Genomic DNA, 16,342 nt, shown 5'->3' on the forward strand with positions numbered 1-16,342 from the left:
ATAGGCATTGCTCAACGCCTCTCCTACAGGAAGGAACCCTCGTGCCGCGTACTCATCTTGCCGGGCAGCTCCGGGCCGAACAGGCTGGCCACACCGTTACCCTTAATGGTTGGGTGGCGCGCCGCCGTGACCACGGTGGAGTGATCTTCATCGACCTGCGTGACCGCAGCGGCCTTGCCCAGGTAGTGTTCCGCGAGTCCGAGGTTGCGGAACAGGCCCACCGCCTACGCTCGGAATACTGCATCGAGGTCACTGGTGTCGTAGAAAAGCGCCCAGAAGGTTCCGAAAACCCGAACCTGGCATCCGGCGACGTAGAAGTCAACGTCACCGATTTGAAGATTCTCAACGAATCCGCCGCACTGCCTTTCCAGTTGGATGACCAGTCCTCGGACAACGAAGTAGGCGAAGAGGCCCGACTGAAGTACCGCTACCTGGACCTGCGCCGCGAACGCCCAGCAAACGCTCTGCGCCTGCGCTCTAAGCTCAACCGCGCTGCCCGCAAGGTCTTGGACAACCATGACTTCACCGAAATCGAAACCCCAACGCTGACTCGCTCGACCCCAGAAGGCGCCCGCGACTTCCTGGTGCCAGCACGTCTGCGCCCAGGTTCTTTCTACGCACTGCCACAGTCACCACAGCTGTTCAAGCAGCTGCTGATGGTTGCCGGCATGGAGCGCTACTACCAGATCGCGCGTTGCTACCGCGATGAGGACTTCCGCGCAGACCGCCAGCCAGAATTCACCCAGCTGGACATCGAAATGTCCTTCGTTGACCAGGAAGATGTCATCGCCCTGGCCGAAGACATCCTCAAAGCACTGTGGCAGGAGATCGGCTACGAAATCTCCACCCCGATTCCGCGCATGACCTACGCCGACGCTATGCGTCGATACGGCTCCGACAAGCCGGACCTGCGCTTCGATATTGAAATCACCGAGTGCACCGAGTTCTTCAAAGACACCACTTTCCGTGTATTCCAGAACGAATACGTCGGTGCCGTAGTGATGGAAGGCGGCGCGGACCAGCCTCGCCGCCAGCTGGATGCTTGGCAGGATTGGGCTCGTCAACGCGGCGCAAAGGGACTGGCATACATCCTCGTCGACGAAAACGGCGAACTCGGCGGCCCAGTGGCCAAGAACATCACCGAAGAAGAACGTGCCGGCATCGCCGCACACGTGGGCGCCAAGCCAGGCGACTGCATCTTCTTCGCAGCTGGAGACACCAAGAGCTCCCGTGCGCTGCTCGGCGCAGCCCGCGGCGAAATCGCCAACAAGCTGGGCCTCATCAAGGAAGGCGACTGGGCCTTCACCTGGGTTGTCGACGCTCCAATGTTTGAACCAGCAGCCGACGCCACCGCATCCGGCGACGTCGCACTGGGCAACTCCGCATGGACCGCCGTGCACCACGCATTCACCTCGCCGAAGCCAGAACACTTGGACTCCTTTGACACCAACCCTGGTGAGGCATTGGCTTACGCCTACGACATCGTCTGCAACGGCAACGAAATTGGTGGTGGCTCCATCCGTATCCACCAGCGGGACGTTCAGGAACGCGTGTTCAAGGTCATGGGCATTGACAATGAGGAAGCTCAGGAGAAGTTCGGCTTCCTGCTCGACGCCTTTGCCTTCGGTGCACCACCGCACGGCGGCATCGCCTTCGGCTGGGACCGCATCACCTCACTGCTTGCCGGGGAAGCTTCCATCCGCGAAGTCATTGCCTTCCCGAAGTCTGGCGGCGGTGTCGATCCACTGACCGATGCGCCTGCGCCTATTACCGCGCAGCAGCGCAAGGAGTCCGGCATCGACGCCAAGCCAAAGACAGCTGCCACCAACTCCGGCAAGACTGAAGCCCCGAAAAAGTAAGTAAGGAAAGCGCGCGCAGCCCTCGGCTGCGTATGCTGAAGCACCGTGACAGAATCGCCCCACAACACTGAAGAATCTGGCCTGCTCAACATCGACGATGTTGTGGTAGCGGCCGCCAATCTCCTTGGCGCCCGCCTTGGCGGCGAACCAGAACTATTCGAACCAGTTGATCTGGGCGGTTCTGGCCGCTCCCTCGTCGTACGGGTCCGGGTGGCACCGAACCCGTTCCTCGCGGACCGGTCAGTAGTAATCAAGCAGCTACCTGCGGATGAAGGCGATGGTTTGACCATGTCTTTCGTCCGCGAAGTGGTCGCTTACCAGTACACAACCACACTTCCTGAAGATGTCCGTCCAGGCCCGATGCTGCTGGCCTACGACATCAACCGCCGAATTCTCGTCATCTCCGATATCGGCGACGGCGACAACTTCGCGGACATTTTCGCTTCGGGCAACGTTGATGCTCGTCGACGTGCCCTGAACCTGCTGGGCCATGCCTTGGGTCGCGTGCACGCCGGAACCTTCGACTCCGAGCAGTCGATGCGTACGTTGACCAATCGGATGCACACCAAGTTGGACTTGCCTGCAGAGTCGCATGTATCCGCCGACCACACGATTGCTAATGGCGTCGGGGTTGGCTTGCAACTGCTGCAAGAGACTAACCTGGACATTCCGGTCGAGTTCATGCACTACGCCGAAAATGCGCAGCGCCGACTGGTTAAGGGCCGTCATCGTGCCTTTACCCCCTTTGACTTGTCGCCAGACAACATCGTCTTTTCCAGCCGGGTACACTTCCTCGACTACGAATGGGCCGGATTCCGCGACGTCACCTTCGATGTCGCAGCTGTTTTGGCCGGCTTTCCGCAGTATTTGGAGGCCGAACCCCTCACAGATGATGAAGCTCAAGACTTCCTAAACGCTTGGCGCTCGGATCTGCGAGGCGTCTGGCCAGGAGTCGACGATGACCAGCGGCTGCATGAACGAGTGCTGACTGCTTTGGTCGGTTGGAGCCTAATCTCCGTCACCGTGGCAGCGTTCGGAAGCCCACATGCGGCGCAGTACACCAAGGGTGTGCCACCGGTGGACATCGACAATTTTGTGGACGCCCACAGTTTGGACCAGGAAGACCAACGCATCGACTTGATGGATACCTTCCAGGCCCTGGCTACCTTTGCAGAAAAGGGCTCGGAACAACGGCACCAAGTCATCACTGAATTCGCCAGCCGAGTGGTGGCGTATTTGGAAGCTAGAGAGTAACTATGACCGAACCAGGGCTTTTTGACGCACCCGGCAGTGACGACGCTGCATCAGAAAACTCTGCGGAACGCTATTTCCACCCCGGCGAACACGCCCCGCTCGCGGTACGGATGCGACCTCGGACCATTGATGAAGTGGTAGGGCAGCAGCACCTCCTCGGTCCAGGCACACCCCTGCGACGACTCATCGAGGGAGCCGGGGACAGTTCGGTCATCCTGTTCGGCCCGCCAGGCACCGGCAAAACCACGCTGGCAAGCCTTATTTCTGCCTCCACCGGCCGCCACTTTGAAGCGCTCTCTGCGCTGAGCTCTGGGGTGAAGGAGCTTCGTGCGGTCATTACAGCGGCGCGTCGCAGGTTGGCAACAGCCGGCATTCCAACTGTGCTGTTCATCGACGAAGTCCATCGCTTCTCGAAAACTCAGCAAGACGCGCTCCTCGCAGCAGTGGAAAACCGCACCGTTCTGCTAGTTGCGGCCACCACGGAGAACCCAAGTTTCAGCGTGGTCGGGCCGTTGCTATCGCGGTCGTTGCTCCTCAAACTGGAACAACTCACTGACGACGATATTGCCAATGTCGTCGCCCGCGCTGCCTCCGATCCGCGTGGCTTTGACGGAAAGATCACCCTTACCGACGAAGCACGGGACCACATTGTTGCCATGGCTGGTGGCGATGCCCGCAGGTCGCTGACCTATCTCGAGGCAGCCGCTGAGTCGAAAGATGGCCAAGGTGAAATCACCGTTGCTGATGTTGAAGCCAGCGTCAATCAAGTGGCTGCCCGCTACGACCGAGATGGCGACCAGCACTACGACATCGCATCCGCGCTGATTAAGTCGATTCGAGGCAGTGACGTTGATGCTGCGCTGCACTACCTTGCCCGCATGATTGTCGGTGGCGAAGACCCGCGGTTCATCGCACGACGGCTCATCATCGCCGCATCAGAAGACATCGGCATGGCCGACCCGTCGGCGTTGCAAACCGCCGTCGCCGCCGCCGATGCAGTGCAATACATCGGGATGCCAGAAGGCCGGATTCCATTGGCCCAGGCCGTAGTTCACCTTGCGACATCCCCGAAATCGAACGCTTCCTACCGTGCGATTGGCGAAGCCCTCGCTGATGTCAATAAGGGCGGCAACCTCCAAGTGCCAGCACACCTGCGAGACGGGCACTATTCCGGAGCGAAGAAGATCGGCAATGCCATCGGCTACCAGTACCCACATGATGACCCACGCGGAGTGTTGCAGCAGCAGTACATTCCGGATGAGTTAGCCGACCGAGTTTATTACCGACCAACCCAACATGGTCGCGAACGCGGTATGGGCGAACACTTGGGGAATTTGCGTCGAATTATCCGCGGCATCGTCAAAAAGAAGTAGGCCGCCGCAAGAAGCATTGACCTGCGCTACACCTCTGCGGCGCGGGGGAGTAGACTGTCACCTCGACTATCCCCATCATCAAGTTGCGAGGTTGACCAACGTGCAAACCCATGAGATTAGGAAGCGTTTCCTAGAGCACTTCACCAACAATGGCCACACCGAAGTGCCAAGCGCCTCTCTGATTCTCGACGACCCGAACCTGCTATTCGTCAACGCAGGCATGGTGCCGTTCAAACCATACTTCTTGGGTCAGCAGACCCCAGATTTCAGCACCGCGACCTCCATCCAGAAGTGCGTCCGCACCTTGGACATTGAAGAAGTGGGCATCACCACCCGCCACAACACCTTCTTCCAAATGGCGGGTAACTTCTCCTTCGGTAACTACTTCAAGGAAGGCGCCATCAAGCACGCGTGGGCATTGCTCACCGGCAGCTTGGAAGAGGGCGGCTTTGGCATTGACCCAGAACTGCTCTGGGTGACCGTCTACCTTGATGACGACGAAGCTTTCGGTATCTGGCGCGACGTCGTCGGTATCCCAGAAGAACGCATTCAGCGTCGCGATATGGCTGACAACTACTGGTCGATGGGGGTGCCTGGCCCATGTGGCCCATGCTCGGAAATCTTCTACGACCGCGGCCCAGACTACGGCGTTGAAGGCGGCCCAGTCGCCGACGAAGACCGCTACATCGAAATCTGGAACCTCGTGTTCATGGAGAAGGAACGCGGCGAAGGTACCGGCAAAGACTCCTTTGAAATCCTCGGCGATCTGCCGAAGAAGAACATTGACACCGGCATGGGCATCGAACGCGTTGCTTTCCTGCTGCAAGGCGTGGAGAACGTTTACGAAACCGACTTGCTGCGTCCAGTCATCGAAACCGCCGAAAAGCTGACCGGTGCTAAGTACGGCGATAAGAACGCCGACGCTAACGCTGATATTCGCTTCCGCGTGATCGCTGACCACTCCCGCACTGCGCTGATGCTGATTCTGGATGGTGTCACGCCAGGTAACGAAGGCCGCGGCTACATTCTTCGCCGTTTGCTGCGCCGTATCATCCGCTCGGCCCGCCTGCTTGGCGCCACTGGCGATACCATCGGCGCACTGATGGACACAGTCCGCGACACCATGACCCCTTCGTACCCGGAGATCACTGAGAGCTTCGATCGCATCCGCACCACCGCTGTCAACGAGGAAAAGGCGTTCCTCAAGACCTTGGAATCGGGTAGCCGCCTATTCGAGTCCGCAGCCAGCGATGTGCTCTCCGGCGGCGGCAAAGTGCTCTCGGGCGAATCTGCCTTCGCACTGCACGACACCTACGGTTTCCCAATCGACCTGACACTGGAGATGGCTGCTGAACGTGGCCTAACCGTCGACCGCGCTGGCTTCAAGTCACTAATGGCTGAACAGCGCGAGCGCGCCAAGGCCGACAGCCGTGCGAAGAAGATGGCGCACGCAGACTTGAATGTGTACCGCGAATTCGTTGATGAGCACCCAACGCGGTTTACCGGTTTCACTGAGCTTGTTGACGAAGCGAAGGTGCTCGGGCTCGTGTCCGATGGACAGTTGGTCAATGCTGTTACCCCGGGCCAAAGCGTTGAAGTGATCGTCGATCAGTCGCCGATGTACGCCGAGGCTGGTGGTCAGATGGCTGACCGCGGTAAGTTCACCACTTCAGATGGTGTCCTAGTCAATATTGATGATGTTCAGCGCATCGGCAAGAAGCTGTGGGTGCACCGCGGTACTGTCGCCGAAGGTGAACTGGCGGTTGGCGCAGATGTTATTGCTGCTGTGGATAAGGATTGGCGGCATGCTGCCCGCCAAGCGCACTCGGGCACGCACTTGATTCACGCTGCACTGCGCGAAGTGCTCGGCAAGACTGCAGTGCAGGCTGGTTCGTTGAATAAGCCGGGCTACTTGCGCTTCGACTTCACTTTCGGTGCGGGTCTGACCCCAGAACAGCTGCGTGAAATCGAGAGCATCGCCAACAGCGCAGTGGATGCTGACTACGCCGTCAACACCATTGAGACTTCCCTGGATGAAGCTAAAGCTATGGGCGCCATGGCGCTGTTTGGTGAAAACTACGGCGATCAGGTGCGCGTAGTGGAAATCGGTGGCCCATTCTCGATGGAGCTCTGTGGCGGTACCCACGTCAGCCACTCTTCTCAGATTGGCCCAATTGCGGTGCTGGGTGAATCTTCCGTCGGTTCCGGCATCCGCCGCATTGAGGCGTACTCCGGCTTGGATTCCTTCAACTACCTGTCGAAGGAACGCGCCCTAGCCGCGGGTCTTGCGGCCTCAATGAAGGCACCTTCGGAGGAACTGCCAGATCGCATCGCGGCACTGACCGATAAGTTGAAGCAGGCAGAAAAGGAGCTAGCAGACCTGCGTGCGCAGCAGCTGCTCGCTCAAGCGGACACCTTCATCAAGGATGCACGCACAGCAGGCGACTTCGATGTCATCACGGCTCAACTGCCGGATTCCGTCAATTCGAACGACATGCGCGGCTTGGCCACCGATATCGCTAACCGCGTCCGCGACCGCAAGGCTGTGGTTCTGCTGTCCATTAAGGGGGCAGAGAAGCTTCCGTACTTGGTCGCAGTCACCAAGCTTGCTGGCGAAGCTGGAGTCAAGGCAGGCGACTTGGTCAAGTCGATGGGGCAGTACGTTGATGGCCGCGGTGGCGGCAAGCCAGCTATGGCTCAAGGTTCCGGCAGCAACACCGCTGGCTGGGACGCTGCGGTCGCAGCAGTAGTCGACGAGCTGGCTGCGAAGTAACCAATGGCTAAAGTTCCACAGCCTGACCGTCCCGGCGCCGATGATCCCGGTCGTGGCCGCCGGCTCGGTCTGGATGTTGGCACTGTTCGTATTGGGGTCGCGGTCTCGGACCCCGACTGCATTTTGGCAACTCCGGTAGAAACCGTCCGCGCCGTCACTAAGCGAAAAGACCCGGATGGTGCCGATATCGACCGTCTATTGGAGCTTATTGACGAATACGACGCCGTAGAAGTCATTATTGGGTTGCCGCGCACACTTTCGGGCGGCGATTCTAGTTCCATTAAAGTTGCCGCTGAACTGGGTTTTCGTATTAATCGTCGGTTGAAGCAACGCACGGAAAGGCCACAACCGGCACTGCGATGGGCCGATGAAAGACTCACCACGGTGTCGGCGCAAGCGGCTTTGCATGCCTCCGGAGTGTCGACCAAAGCGGGGCGGGCAATTATCGATCAGGCTGCAGCGGTAGAGATTTTGCAGAGTTGGTTGGACCAACGGCGCGCCACCATTGCTAGAGTGACAGAAATGTAACAATTCGGTTAGGCCGAATTGCCGGCCCGCCGACTGCAAAGGAAGTGTATGAGCACACCCCGTTCCCGGAGACCAGCGTCCACCGGACCGCGGCGCGCACCCCGTCGACGGATGGGGCGCGTCTACCGTCGGCGCCGGCAAACCGCGGCCGCACTCATTATTGTTTTCCTCCTTCTCATTGCAGGTGTCATTGGCATCGGAGTCCGTAACGTGGTGAACGCGTGGAATAACGTCGGGCCGGAAGACTATGAAGGCACTGGCAACGGAACCGCGGTACTCATCGAAGTGGCTGACGGCAGCTCCTTGTCTCAACTCGGCCCAATGCTGGTGGAGAAGAATGTGGTGGCTTCCGACGCTGCATTCCAGTCGGCAGCGGTGTCAACCACCAATACCGCGAGCCTCCAGCCGGGTTTCTACCGCCTCGAAGAGGAAATGTCCGCCGAGTCGGCAGTGGAAGCCCTGCTCGATGGCGAAGGTCGCGCCGGAGTAGTTGATATCCCTAACGGTTTGACCCTGCAGGACGTGAAGGTTGTCGGCGGTGACACCCGCTTCGGTATCTACACGTTGCTCTCGCAGTCAACCTGTAAAGACCAAGACACCTGTAAACAGCCGCAGGAGTTCATGGATGCAGCCGCAACGACTCCTGCCGCAGAGCTTGGTGTGCCGGAATGGGCCATGAAGGTGGTTTCTGAGCACAAGGGTGATGCCAAGCGTCTCGAAGGTCTGATTCGACCTGGTATTCACTCCTTTGACCCATCGTTGGCACCAGCACAGATCCTGCAGAAGCTGGTCGCCACGTCGGTGCAGGCGTATGAAGAAACTGGTTTGCTGCGTCAGGCTAAGGCAGTGAAGCTCACACCGTATGAGCTGATTACCGCCGCGTCTCTGGTGGAGCGGGAAGCACCAGCAGGCGATTTCGATAAGGTGGGCCGAGTCATTTTGAACCGCCTGGCTGAGCCAATGCGCTTGGAGTTCGACTCGACGGTGAACTATGACCTGTCCGAAGTTGAGGTAGCTACCACCGACGAGGACCGTGGTCGAAAGACTCCGTGGAACACCTACGCTAAGGACGGACTGCCTGCGACCCCAATCGCTTCGCCAAGCCAAGAGGCGTTGCTGGCAATGGAACACCCGGCGAAGGGTGACTGGCTCTTCTTCGTCACCGTCGATAAGGACGGCCGCACCGTGTTCAACCGTGACTTTGACGCCCACCAGGAAGCAACTCGCGAGTCTATCGACAACGGTGTGTTGGACTCCGGTCGCTAACCACTAGGGAAAAGAGGGGCTTGCATGTCTGCATCGATGTTTGCATCTGCGTCCGCATCGGCTGGGCCACAACGTGCCGCGGTACTTGGTGATCCAGTTGAACATTCTCGCTCACCGATTCTGCATAATGCTGGGTACGAAGCGGCAGGGCTTGCCGGGTGGCACTACGAGAAGATTCGGTGCACCGCTGAGCAGCTTCCTGAACTTGTCGATGCTCGTGGTGCAGAGTTCTCCGGTTTTTCGGTCACCATGCCCGGTAAGTTCGCTGCGCTGGCCTACGCGGACGAGACCACTGACCGCGCCGCTGCAATCGGCTCTGCAAACACATTGGTTAACCTTGGCCAGGGCCGTTGGCGCGCCGATAACACCGACTGCGATGGCGTCGTTGGGGCACTGGCGGAAGCTGGTGCGACCGCGGGCGTCCTCGCTGGCGGGCGTGCCGTGGTGGTCGGAGCCGGTGGCACAGCACGCCCTGCCATTTGGGCCCTTTCCGAGCTCGGCATCCGTCATCTCACCGTCATTGCGCGCAGCGACCGCGGTTTGGCTGTCAAAAACCTCGCCGAACAGTGTGGCATGACCTTCGAATTGGTGCTTTTTGACGAAGGCGGGCAGCGACTCGCGGAAATTTGCGCCGCAGCAGACGCACTTGTCTCCACGGTGCCATCAGCGGCACTGGAACCTGTATGTTCCGTGGCTGATGGTTCGGAGATGAATTATGCGCAAATTCTTGCGCTGGCACCGCGAATCGTCGACGTAATCTATGACCCGTGGCCAACGCCGCTGTTCACGGCGGCGCAAACTCATGGACACTCCGCTGTTGGCGGCTTGTCGATGCTGCTTCATCAAGCGTTTGGTCAGTTTGAGCAGTTTACTCACAGGCCAGCTCCGCGAGAGGCAATGCGCCGCGCACTGTTGGGATAGAACAACTAGGCTCCCCGCTTGGAAGGGGGAGCGAAAATGTTCGTCGACAACTATTCCACTGCCTACGACCAGCTCTTCGTCATTATCGCCGCAACGGTGTTTACCGTTTGGGGTGTTTCGCTCAGCTATTTTGACCTCACCCAACGCCGACTACCTGACAGCCTGACCTTGCCAGCAATCCCCATCATGTTGATGTGGGCGCTGATGACCGGCCACTTTGGCGCCGCACTTCTCGGCGCCACATTATGGTGGCTGCTGTACGTGGGAGCTGCTCTCGTGACGCCACACTCTTACGGCGGCGGGGATATAAAACTCGCCGCAACCGTCGGAGGCATAGCAGCGGTAGCTGGCGGCGCTCTCGGTTGGTTTGTTGCTGTGATTGCCGCTGGTGTCTGCACCGGAATGGCGGGAATTGTGCTGGCTGCGCGGGCACGAACCCGATCTGGGTCGCTATCGTCAATAAGCTCCTCCCGCCGTATTCCGCACGGTCCCGGAATGCTCATTGGCACCTGTGCGGCGCTGCTGCTCGGAGTTACCTGGGTCTAGTGCGTCGACAAAGTGTGAAGCATGGAACAATGGGGCCATGTTTCGATGGACTACTGCTGGTGAATCTCACGGTCAAGCACTCATTGCGATGGTTGAAGGTGCCCCTTCCGGGCTGAACCTAACCCGCGAAGAAGTGTCGGAGCAATTGGCTCGTCGTCGACTCGGCTATGGCCGCGGCGCACGCATGAAGTTCGAAACCGACGAACTGACCTTCCTCGGTGGATTCCGGCACGGCAAAACCTTGGGCTCGCCGATCGCCATCATGATTGGCAACACCGAGTGGCCAAAGTGGACCACCGTCATGTCCGCCGACCCCGTTGATGAAGCAGAACTCGACTCTGGCCGCGGCGCCACCTTGACGCGCCCACGGCCAGGACACGCCGACTTCAACGGCATGCTGAAGTACGACTTCGACGACGCCCGGAACGTGCTGGAACGCTCCAGCGCCCGAGAAACCGCAGCGCGCGTCGCCGCCGGAACTGTCGCCCGCAACCTGCTGCGTGAAGTGCTCGGGGTAGAAGTGCTGAGCCATGTCGTCTCAATCGGACGGTCGGAAACCTTCGACGGCGACCTGCCGACCATCGCCGACCTGCCTGCTATCGATGAATCGCCGGTGCGCGCCTACAGCAAGGCGGCGGAAAAATCGATGATTGCCGAAATTGAATCGGCAAAGAAGTCCGGTGACACCCTCGGCGGAATCATTGAAGTGGTGGTCCACGGACTGCCAGTTGGTTTGGGTAGCCACGTATCCGGCACCACTCGACTGGATGGCCGACTAGCGCAGGCCGTGATGTCGATTCAGTCGGTGAAGGGCGTGGAAATCGGCGATGGTTTTGAAGAGGCACGCCGCCGCGGCTCTGAGGCCCACGATGAAATGATTCTTGGTGACCAAGGCATCGAACGGCTGTCGAATCGGGCCGGTGGGCTCGAAGGCGGCATGACCAACGGTGAAACATTGGTGGTGCGAGCTGCGATGAAGCCTATATCGACGGTGCCACGCGCGCTGAAAACCATTGACATGGCTTCGGGCGCTGCAGCGACCGCGATCCACCAGCGGTCGGATGTATGCGCCGTCCCAGCCGGCGGTGTGGTTGCCGAAGCAATGGTGGCACTGGCGCTGGCAGAAGTCGTAGTCGAGAAGTTCGGTGGCGACTCAATCACCGAAATGAAGCGTAATGTTTCTGGATATCTGCAGCAGATTTCTCAGCGGCTGCGGTGGGAGGAGAACTCGTGAGTGACGGCCCGATTCTGGTGCTAGTTGGTCCACCGGGCGCCGGAAAGTCAACCATCGGTCGCCGCTTGGCCCGCGCACTTAACGTGCCATTGACCGACACCGACACGATGATCGAGCTGCAAGAAGGCAGCGCATGCGGCAACATCATCCGCGACCGAGGCGAAGCCGCCTTTCGGGAAGTGGAAGAGCGAGTAGTCGCCGAAGCATTAACCCACCCAGGCATTGTGAGCTTGGGCGGCGGGGCAGTGCTATCGGAAGCAACCCGGCACCTGCTGGAAGAACACACCGTCGTATCGATTGAGGTGTCTGCCGACGAAGGCCTCCGTCGAACCTCCGGAGCCGCGGACCGGCCGCTGCTTGATGGCGATGACCGCCGCAAAACCTACCAAGCGATGCTCGACGCCCGGTCCCCGCTTTACGACGAAGTAGCGACCTATCGGGTTCGCTCTGATGAACGCCCACCTCAGCGGGTGGTTGCGGACATCCTCGGTTTCCTGGAAGTGCAGTAACAACCCCGTTAAAGGAGCAGCTGGATAATGAGTATCCGCACCATCGACGTCAATAGCCCCGCGCCGTACCAGGTGCAGATTGGTCGGGGACTGACCCCGCAGATTGTGGCGGCGGTAGCTGATGTCGGAGCCCGCAATGTGCTGATTGTCTGCCAGCCGTCTATGGAGCAGCAGGCATTCCGGCTGCTCGGCGCGCTTTCCACTGTCGATGGTGTCACCGCGACGGTTCACACCATTCCAGATGCAGAGGCTGGGAAGACCTTGCCAGTAGCGGAGGAAGTCTGGGACCGCTGCGGGGAGCTCGGCCTCGGTCGCAAAGACCTCATCATTGGTATCGGCGGCGGCGCAGCAACCGATATGGCTGGTTTCCTAGCGGCCTGCTGGATGCGCGGAATCGCCGTCATTCAGGTACCAACGTCTTTGCTCGGCATGGTCGACGCCGCTGTCGGTGGTAAGACCGGTGTGAACTCGGCGGCCGGCAAGAATATGGTTGGCGCCTTCCACGAGCCAGCGGCGGTATTTATTGACTTGGATTACTTGGCGACGTTGCCGGAGGCAGAGCTGGTTTCCGGCAGCGCTGAAATCATTAAGGCTGGGTTTATTTCCGACACCGGCATCCTTGATGTGTACGAGTCCGACCCACAGGCGTGCATCGATCCGAATTCCGACCAGTTGGCCGACCTGATTTACCGGGCCATTGCCGTCAAAGCGAATGTGGTGGGGCAGGACCTGAAAGAAGCTGGACTGCGCGAGACCTTGAATTATGGGCACACCTTCGGTCATGCCGTCGAAAAGCTCGAAAACTACCAGTGGCGCCACGGCCTGGCCGTTGCCGTCGGGATGATGTTTGAAGCGGAGCTGGCGCGGGTCTGCGGTTTAATTGATGCCGACCTGGTGGAACGGCATCGACGCATTATTTCCGCGATTGGTTTGCCAACTACCTATCAGCCGGGACTGTTCTCTGAGCTTGTTGACGCAATGGGCGGCGACAAGAAGAACCGAGACGGCCAGATTCGTTTCGTCGCGTTGACGGAGGCGGGGCAGACCACGCGAATTGATGGGCCAACTGAAGAACAGCTGCGCAGCGCCTACGACGCGATTTCCAGTTAAATGGACTCTATGACCAACGACACCATGACGAATACTGTGCTCGTCCTGAACGGACCGAACCTTAACCGGCTGGGGAAGCGGCAGCCGGAGATTTACGGCTCGACGACGCTAGCTGATGTGGAAGCTAGGATTACGGCGGCAGCGCAGCGGCTTGGGCTCGCGGTGCAATGCCGGCAGTCGAATCATGAAGGTGAGCTGATTGATTGGGTTCATGAAGCAGCCGACAATAACTGGCCGGTGATAATCAACCCTGGTGGCTTGACCCACACGTCGGTTGCATTGCGGGACGCGCTCGCCGAAGTTGCCGACGGTGCCGGTTTCGTCGAAGTGCACATTTCGAATGTGCACGCCCGCGAACCATTCCGGGCACATTCATATCTCAGCCCAATTGCCCGAGGCGTCATTGCCGGGCTCGGTACCTTGGGCTACGAACTTGCGTTGATCTACTTTGCGGAGGAAAAGTGACCCCAGTGAGCACTGCAGCAGTGAACCGAAACCGGCTTATCGACCGGCTAGCACGACCAGCGCAGGACCAAGAACGCATCGACGCGTTTATCACCAACACTCCGGTCAACGTGCGCTACCTGACTGGTTTCACCGGCTCCAACGGCGCCGTCCTCGTCACTGCCGGTGGCGAGGCGAAGATGGCCACCGACGGCCGCTACACCACACAGATCGCCCAACAGGTACCGGATATTGAAGCGCTACATGCCCGAAATGTGCTCAAGAAGCTCCTGACGTGGGCTGCTGAGGCCGATGGAGTGCAGCGCGTTGGCCTGGAAGCAAACCACCTGACGGTGGCGCAGTGGAATGCGCTGCAGGCGGAGTTCCGAGACCAGATCGAGCTGGTAGCGGTCTCCGACGAAGTGGAAACTCTGCGGATGACGAAAGCGCCGGAGGAACTGCAGGAGCTGTCCCGAGTGGCGCACCTAGCCACTAGCTGCTTCGAACAGCTGCTTGCCGACGGAGTGCTGCGCGCTGGGAAGCGGGAACGAGAAATCGCCGCAGAGCTGGAGTACCGCTTCCGTATGGCTGGGGCAGACGGTATTGGTTTCGACACCATTGTTGCCTCCGGCCCAAACTCGGCGAAACCGCACCACAATGCCTCGGACCGAGTCATCGAGGCTGGCGACCTCGTGACCTTTGACTTCGGCATCATCTCCAACGGCTGGAATTCCGATATGACCCGCACCGTCGCGGTCGGTGAGCCGTCTGGCCGAGCTCGGGATATCTACTCGGCGGTACAGCGTGCCCAGGCAGCGGGCGTAGCAGCAGTGACCGCAGGCGTCGACTGTGCTGCGGTCGACAAAGTGTGCCGCGACATTATTACCGAAGCAGGTTTTGGTGAATACTTCGTGCACTCAACCGGCCACGGCCTTGGCCTCGACGTGCATGAAGCACCGTCGCTGAGCGCCACCAGTGAGGATAAGTTGGCTGCTGGCATGGTGGTCACCGTGGAGCCAGGCATCTACATTCCAGGCGAGTGCGGGGTACGTATCGAAGATTCCGTTGTGGTCACCGATGCCGAAGCTCGTGTTTTGACCAACTGGACACGCGAACCGCAGATTGTGATGCCGTAGTTTCCGCTGGCTTTCTGCGCACGCTCGGCGTGCCAGTTTCCCCGGTGTGGTTTAGTGGAGTAACCTCGATCCAGCCGTATAGTCCGTCAACATTCAGGAGAACACCCGTGGCAAGCACCTCCGACTTTAAGAACGGTCTCGTTCTGAAGATCGACAACAAGCTGCAGCAGATCGTCGAATTCCAGCATGTCAAGCCAGGCAAGGGCCCAGCTTTCGTGCGGACCAAGCTGAAGGACGTTGTCTCGGGTAAGACCATCGATAAGACCTTCAACGCTGGCGTCAAGGTCGAGACTGCAAACGTTGACCGCCGCGATATGACCTTCCTGTACGACGACGGCACCGCCAAGGTCGTTATGGACGACAAGACCTTTGAACAGCTGGAACTGGCTCCAGACCTGTTCGGTTCCGCTGCCGACTTCCTGCTGGAGAACATGCAGGTGCAGGTGTCGTTCCACGAAGGCACCCCACTGTTCGCAGAACTGCCAGTGTCGGTTGACTTGGCGATTTCCCACACCGAGCCAGGTCTGCAGGGTGACCGCTCTTCCGGTGGCACCAAGCCAGCAACTCTGGAAACCGGCGCCGAGATTCAGGTGCCACTGTTCCTGAACATCGGCGACGTTGTAAAGGTTGACACCCGTGATGGTTCTTACCTGTCGCGCGTGACCAAGTAGACCGTGACATACCCAGATGAAGAACGCGGGCAGCAGCTTGACCCGCGTAACCCAGATGACCTAGCCGCCGGTTTGGCGGCCGGGGATATCGTCGCGGAGCCAGTGCCAGAGCCGGAGCGCCCAGTGCAGCGCCGCGGCGCGCGTTACCGTGCCCGTCGCCGTGCAGTGGACATCCTCTTTGAGGCAGAGCAGCGGGGCGCGAACCCAGCGAAGATCGTCAACGAGCGGATGGCCCTTGGCCGGGACCGCGACTCTGGAATTGCACCAGTGAATCCATACACCGTGGAGTTGGTGGAGGGTGTGCACCTGCAGCAGTCGGGCCTGGACTCGACGATTGCTACTTACCTGTCCGCGCAGTGGCCCCTGCACCGGATCCCTGCGGTGGACCGCGCTATCTTGCGGGTCGCAACGTGGGAACTGTTCCACAATCCGGAAGTTCCGGTGAAGGTTGCAGTTGTCGAAGCCGTTGAATTGGCTTCGGAGTACTCCACGGATGCCGCCCCGCCGTATATCAATGCGGTGCTGGATTCGGAATCCGAGGTGGCAGAGTATGCCCGTCAGGCCGCCGCTGCGGTCACCAGCGCCGTGCTTATTGACGATAATCCGCCTAGCGAAACTCCTGCCGAGCAGCCTCAGGATTCAGTCGAGGAACTAGCCGAGGAATCGGCTGACGATTCGGCTGAGTAACGCTGCTTGTCGCTCAGCTTGCCTACACTTG

General features: G+C 59.5%; 15 protein-coding genes. All 15 read left to right on the forward strand.

Annotation, left to right across the window (positions count from 1 at the left end; all coding sequences use genetic code 11):
* Positions 1 to 41 precede the first annotated feature (41 nt).
* The 15 genes from aspS (at position 42) to nusB (ending at position 16,311) form a co-directional block, all read left to right on the forward strand.
* Positions 42 to 1,859: an aspartate--tRNA ligase gene (gene aspS, locus A3EC_RS0104295; protein WP_018023940.1), complete on the forward strand. Its 1,818-nt coding sequence runs from the start codon at positions 42 to 44 to the stop codon at positions 1,857 to 1,859.
* Positions 1,860 to 1,904: 45 nt separating this feature from the next.
* On the forward strand, positions 1,905 to 3,113 hold the full coding sequence (locus A3EC_RS0104300; protein WP_018023941.1) for a phosphotransferase family protein: 1,209 nt from the start codon (positions 1,905 to 1,907) through the stop codon (positions 3,111 to 3,113).
* 2 nt (positions 3,114 to 3,115) lie between these two features.
* Positions 3,116 to 4,486 (forward strand): replication-associated recombination protein A, encoded by a 1,371-nt coding sequence (locus tag A3EC_RS0104305; protein WP_018023942.1) that lies wholly within the window; start codon positions 3,116 to 3,118, stop codon positions 4,484 to 4,486.
* A gap of 100 nt (positions 4,487 to 4,586) precedes the next feature.
* Positions 4,587 to 7,259, forward strand: coding sequence for an alanine--tRNA ligase (alaS, locus tag A3EC_RS0104310; RefSeq protein WP_018023943.1), 2,673 nt, complete (start codon positions 4,587 to 4,589; stop codon positions 7,257 to 7,259).
* Between the two features lie 3 nt (positions 7,260 to 7,262).
* Positions 7,263 to 7,787, forward strand: a complete 525-nt coding sequence (gene ruvX, locus A3EC_RS0104315; RefSeq protein WP_018023944.1) for a Holliday junction resolvase RuvX — start codon at positions 7,263 to 7,265, stop codon at positions 7,785 to 7,787.
* A gap of 111 nt (positions 7,788 to 7,898) precedes the next feature.
* Positions 7,899 to 9,053 (forward strand): endolytic transglycosylase MltG, encoded by a 1,155-nt coding sequence (mltG, locus tag A3EC_RS0104320; protein WP_018023945.1) that lies wholly within the window; start codon positions 7,899 to 7,901, stop codon positions 9,051 to 9,053.
* A 24-nt stretch (positions 9,054 to 9,077) separates the two neighbouring features.
* Positions 9,078 to 9,974, forward strand: a complete 897-nt coding sequence (locus A3EC_RS0104325) for a shikimate dehydrogenase (RefSeq protein ID WP_018023946.1) — start codon at positions 9,078 to 9,080, stop codon at positions 9,972 to 9,974.
* 36 nt (positions 9,975 to 10,010) lie between these two features.
* Positions 10,011 to 10,520, forward strand: coding sequence for a prepilin peptidase (locus A3EC_RS0104330; protein ID WP_018023947.1), 510 nt, complete (start codon positions 10,011 to 10,013; stop codon positions 10,518 to 10,520).
* Positions 10,521 to 10,557: 37 nt separating this feature from the next.
* Positions 10,558 to 11,754 (forward strand): chorismate synthase, encoded by a 1,197-nt coding sequence (aroC, locus tag A3EC_RS0104335; RefSeq protein WP_018023948.1) that lies wholly within the window; start codon positions 10,558 to 10,560, stop codon positions 11,752 to 11,754.
* Positions 11,751 to 12,263 carry a shikimate kinase gene (locus A3EC_RS0104340; RefSeq protein ID WP_018023949.1) on the forward strand — a complete coding sequence of 171 codons (513 nt, stop codon included), beginning with the start codon at positions 11,751 to 11,753 and terminating at the stop codon, positions 12,261 to 12,263. The genes aroC and A3EC_RS0104340 overlap by 4 nt, the downstream gene beginning before the upstream one ends.
* A 27-nt stretch (positions 12,264 to 12,290) precedes the next feature.
* A complete protein-coding gene (aroB, locus tag A3EC_RS0104345) occupies positions 12,291 to 13,373 on the forward strand; it encodes a 3-dehydroquinate synthase (protein WP_018023950.1) in 1,083 nt (360 codons plus the stop codon).
* Between the two features lie 24 nt (positions 13,374 to 13,397).
* Entirely contained in the window at positions 13,398 to 13,838 is a 441-nt protein-coding gene (gene aroQ, locus A3EC_RS0104350; RefSeq protein WP_026162200.1) for a type II 3-dehydroquinate dehydratase, read from the forward strand.
* Positions 13,835 to 14,953, forward strand: coding sequence for a M24 family metallopeptidase (locus A3EC_RS0104355; RefSeq protein ID WP_018023952.1), 1,119 nt, complete (start codon positions 13,835 to 13,837; stop codon positions 14,951 to 14,953). The genes aroQ and A3EC_RS0104355 overlap by 4 nt, the downstream gene beginning before the upstream one ends.
* 107 nt (positions 14,954 to 15,060) lie before the next feature.
* The gene (gene efp / locus A3EC_RS0104360; RefSeq protein WP_018023953.1) at positions 15,061 to 15,624 is read left to right on the forward strand and encodes an elongation factor P; all 564 of its coding nucleotides are present in this window, start codon (positions 15,061 to 15,063) and stop codon (positions 15,622 to 15,624) included.
* A 102-nt stretch (positions 15,625 to 15,726) separates the two neighbouring features.
* Positions 15,727 to 16,311, forward strand: coding sequence for a transcription antitermination factor NusB (nusB, locus tag A3EC_RS0104365; RefSeq protein ID WP_026162202.1), 585 nt, complete (start codon positions 15,727 to 15,729; stop codon positions 16,309 to 16,311).
* The last annotated feature ends 31 nt before the right edge of the window (positions 16,312 to 16,342 follow it).

Origin of the sequence: Corynebacterium ulceribovis DSM 45146 (genome assembly GCF_000372445.1) — a bacterium.
Classification (GTDB): Bacteria; Actinomycetota; Actinomycetes; order Mycobacteriales; family Mycobacteriaceae; genus Corynebacterium; species Corynebacterium ulceribovis.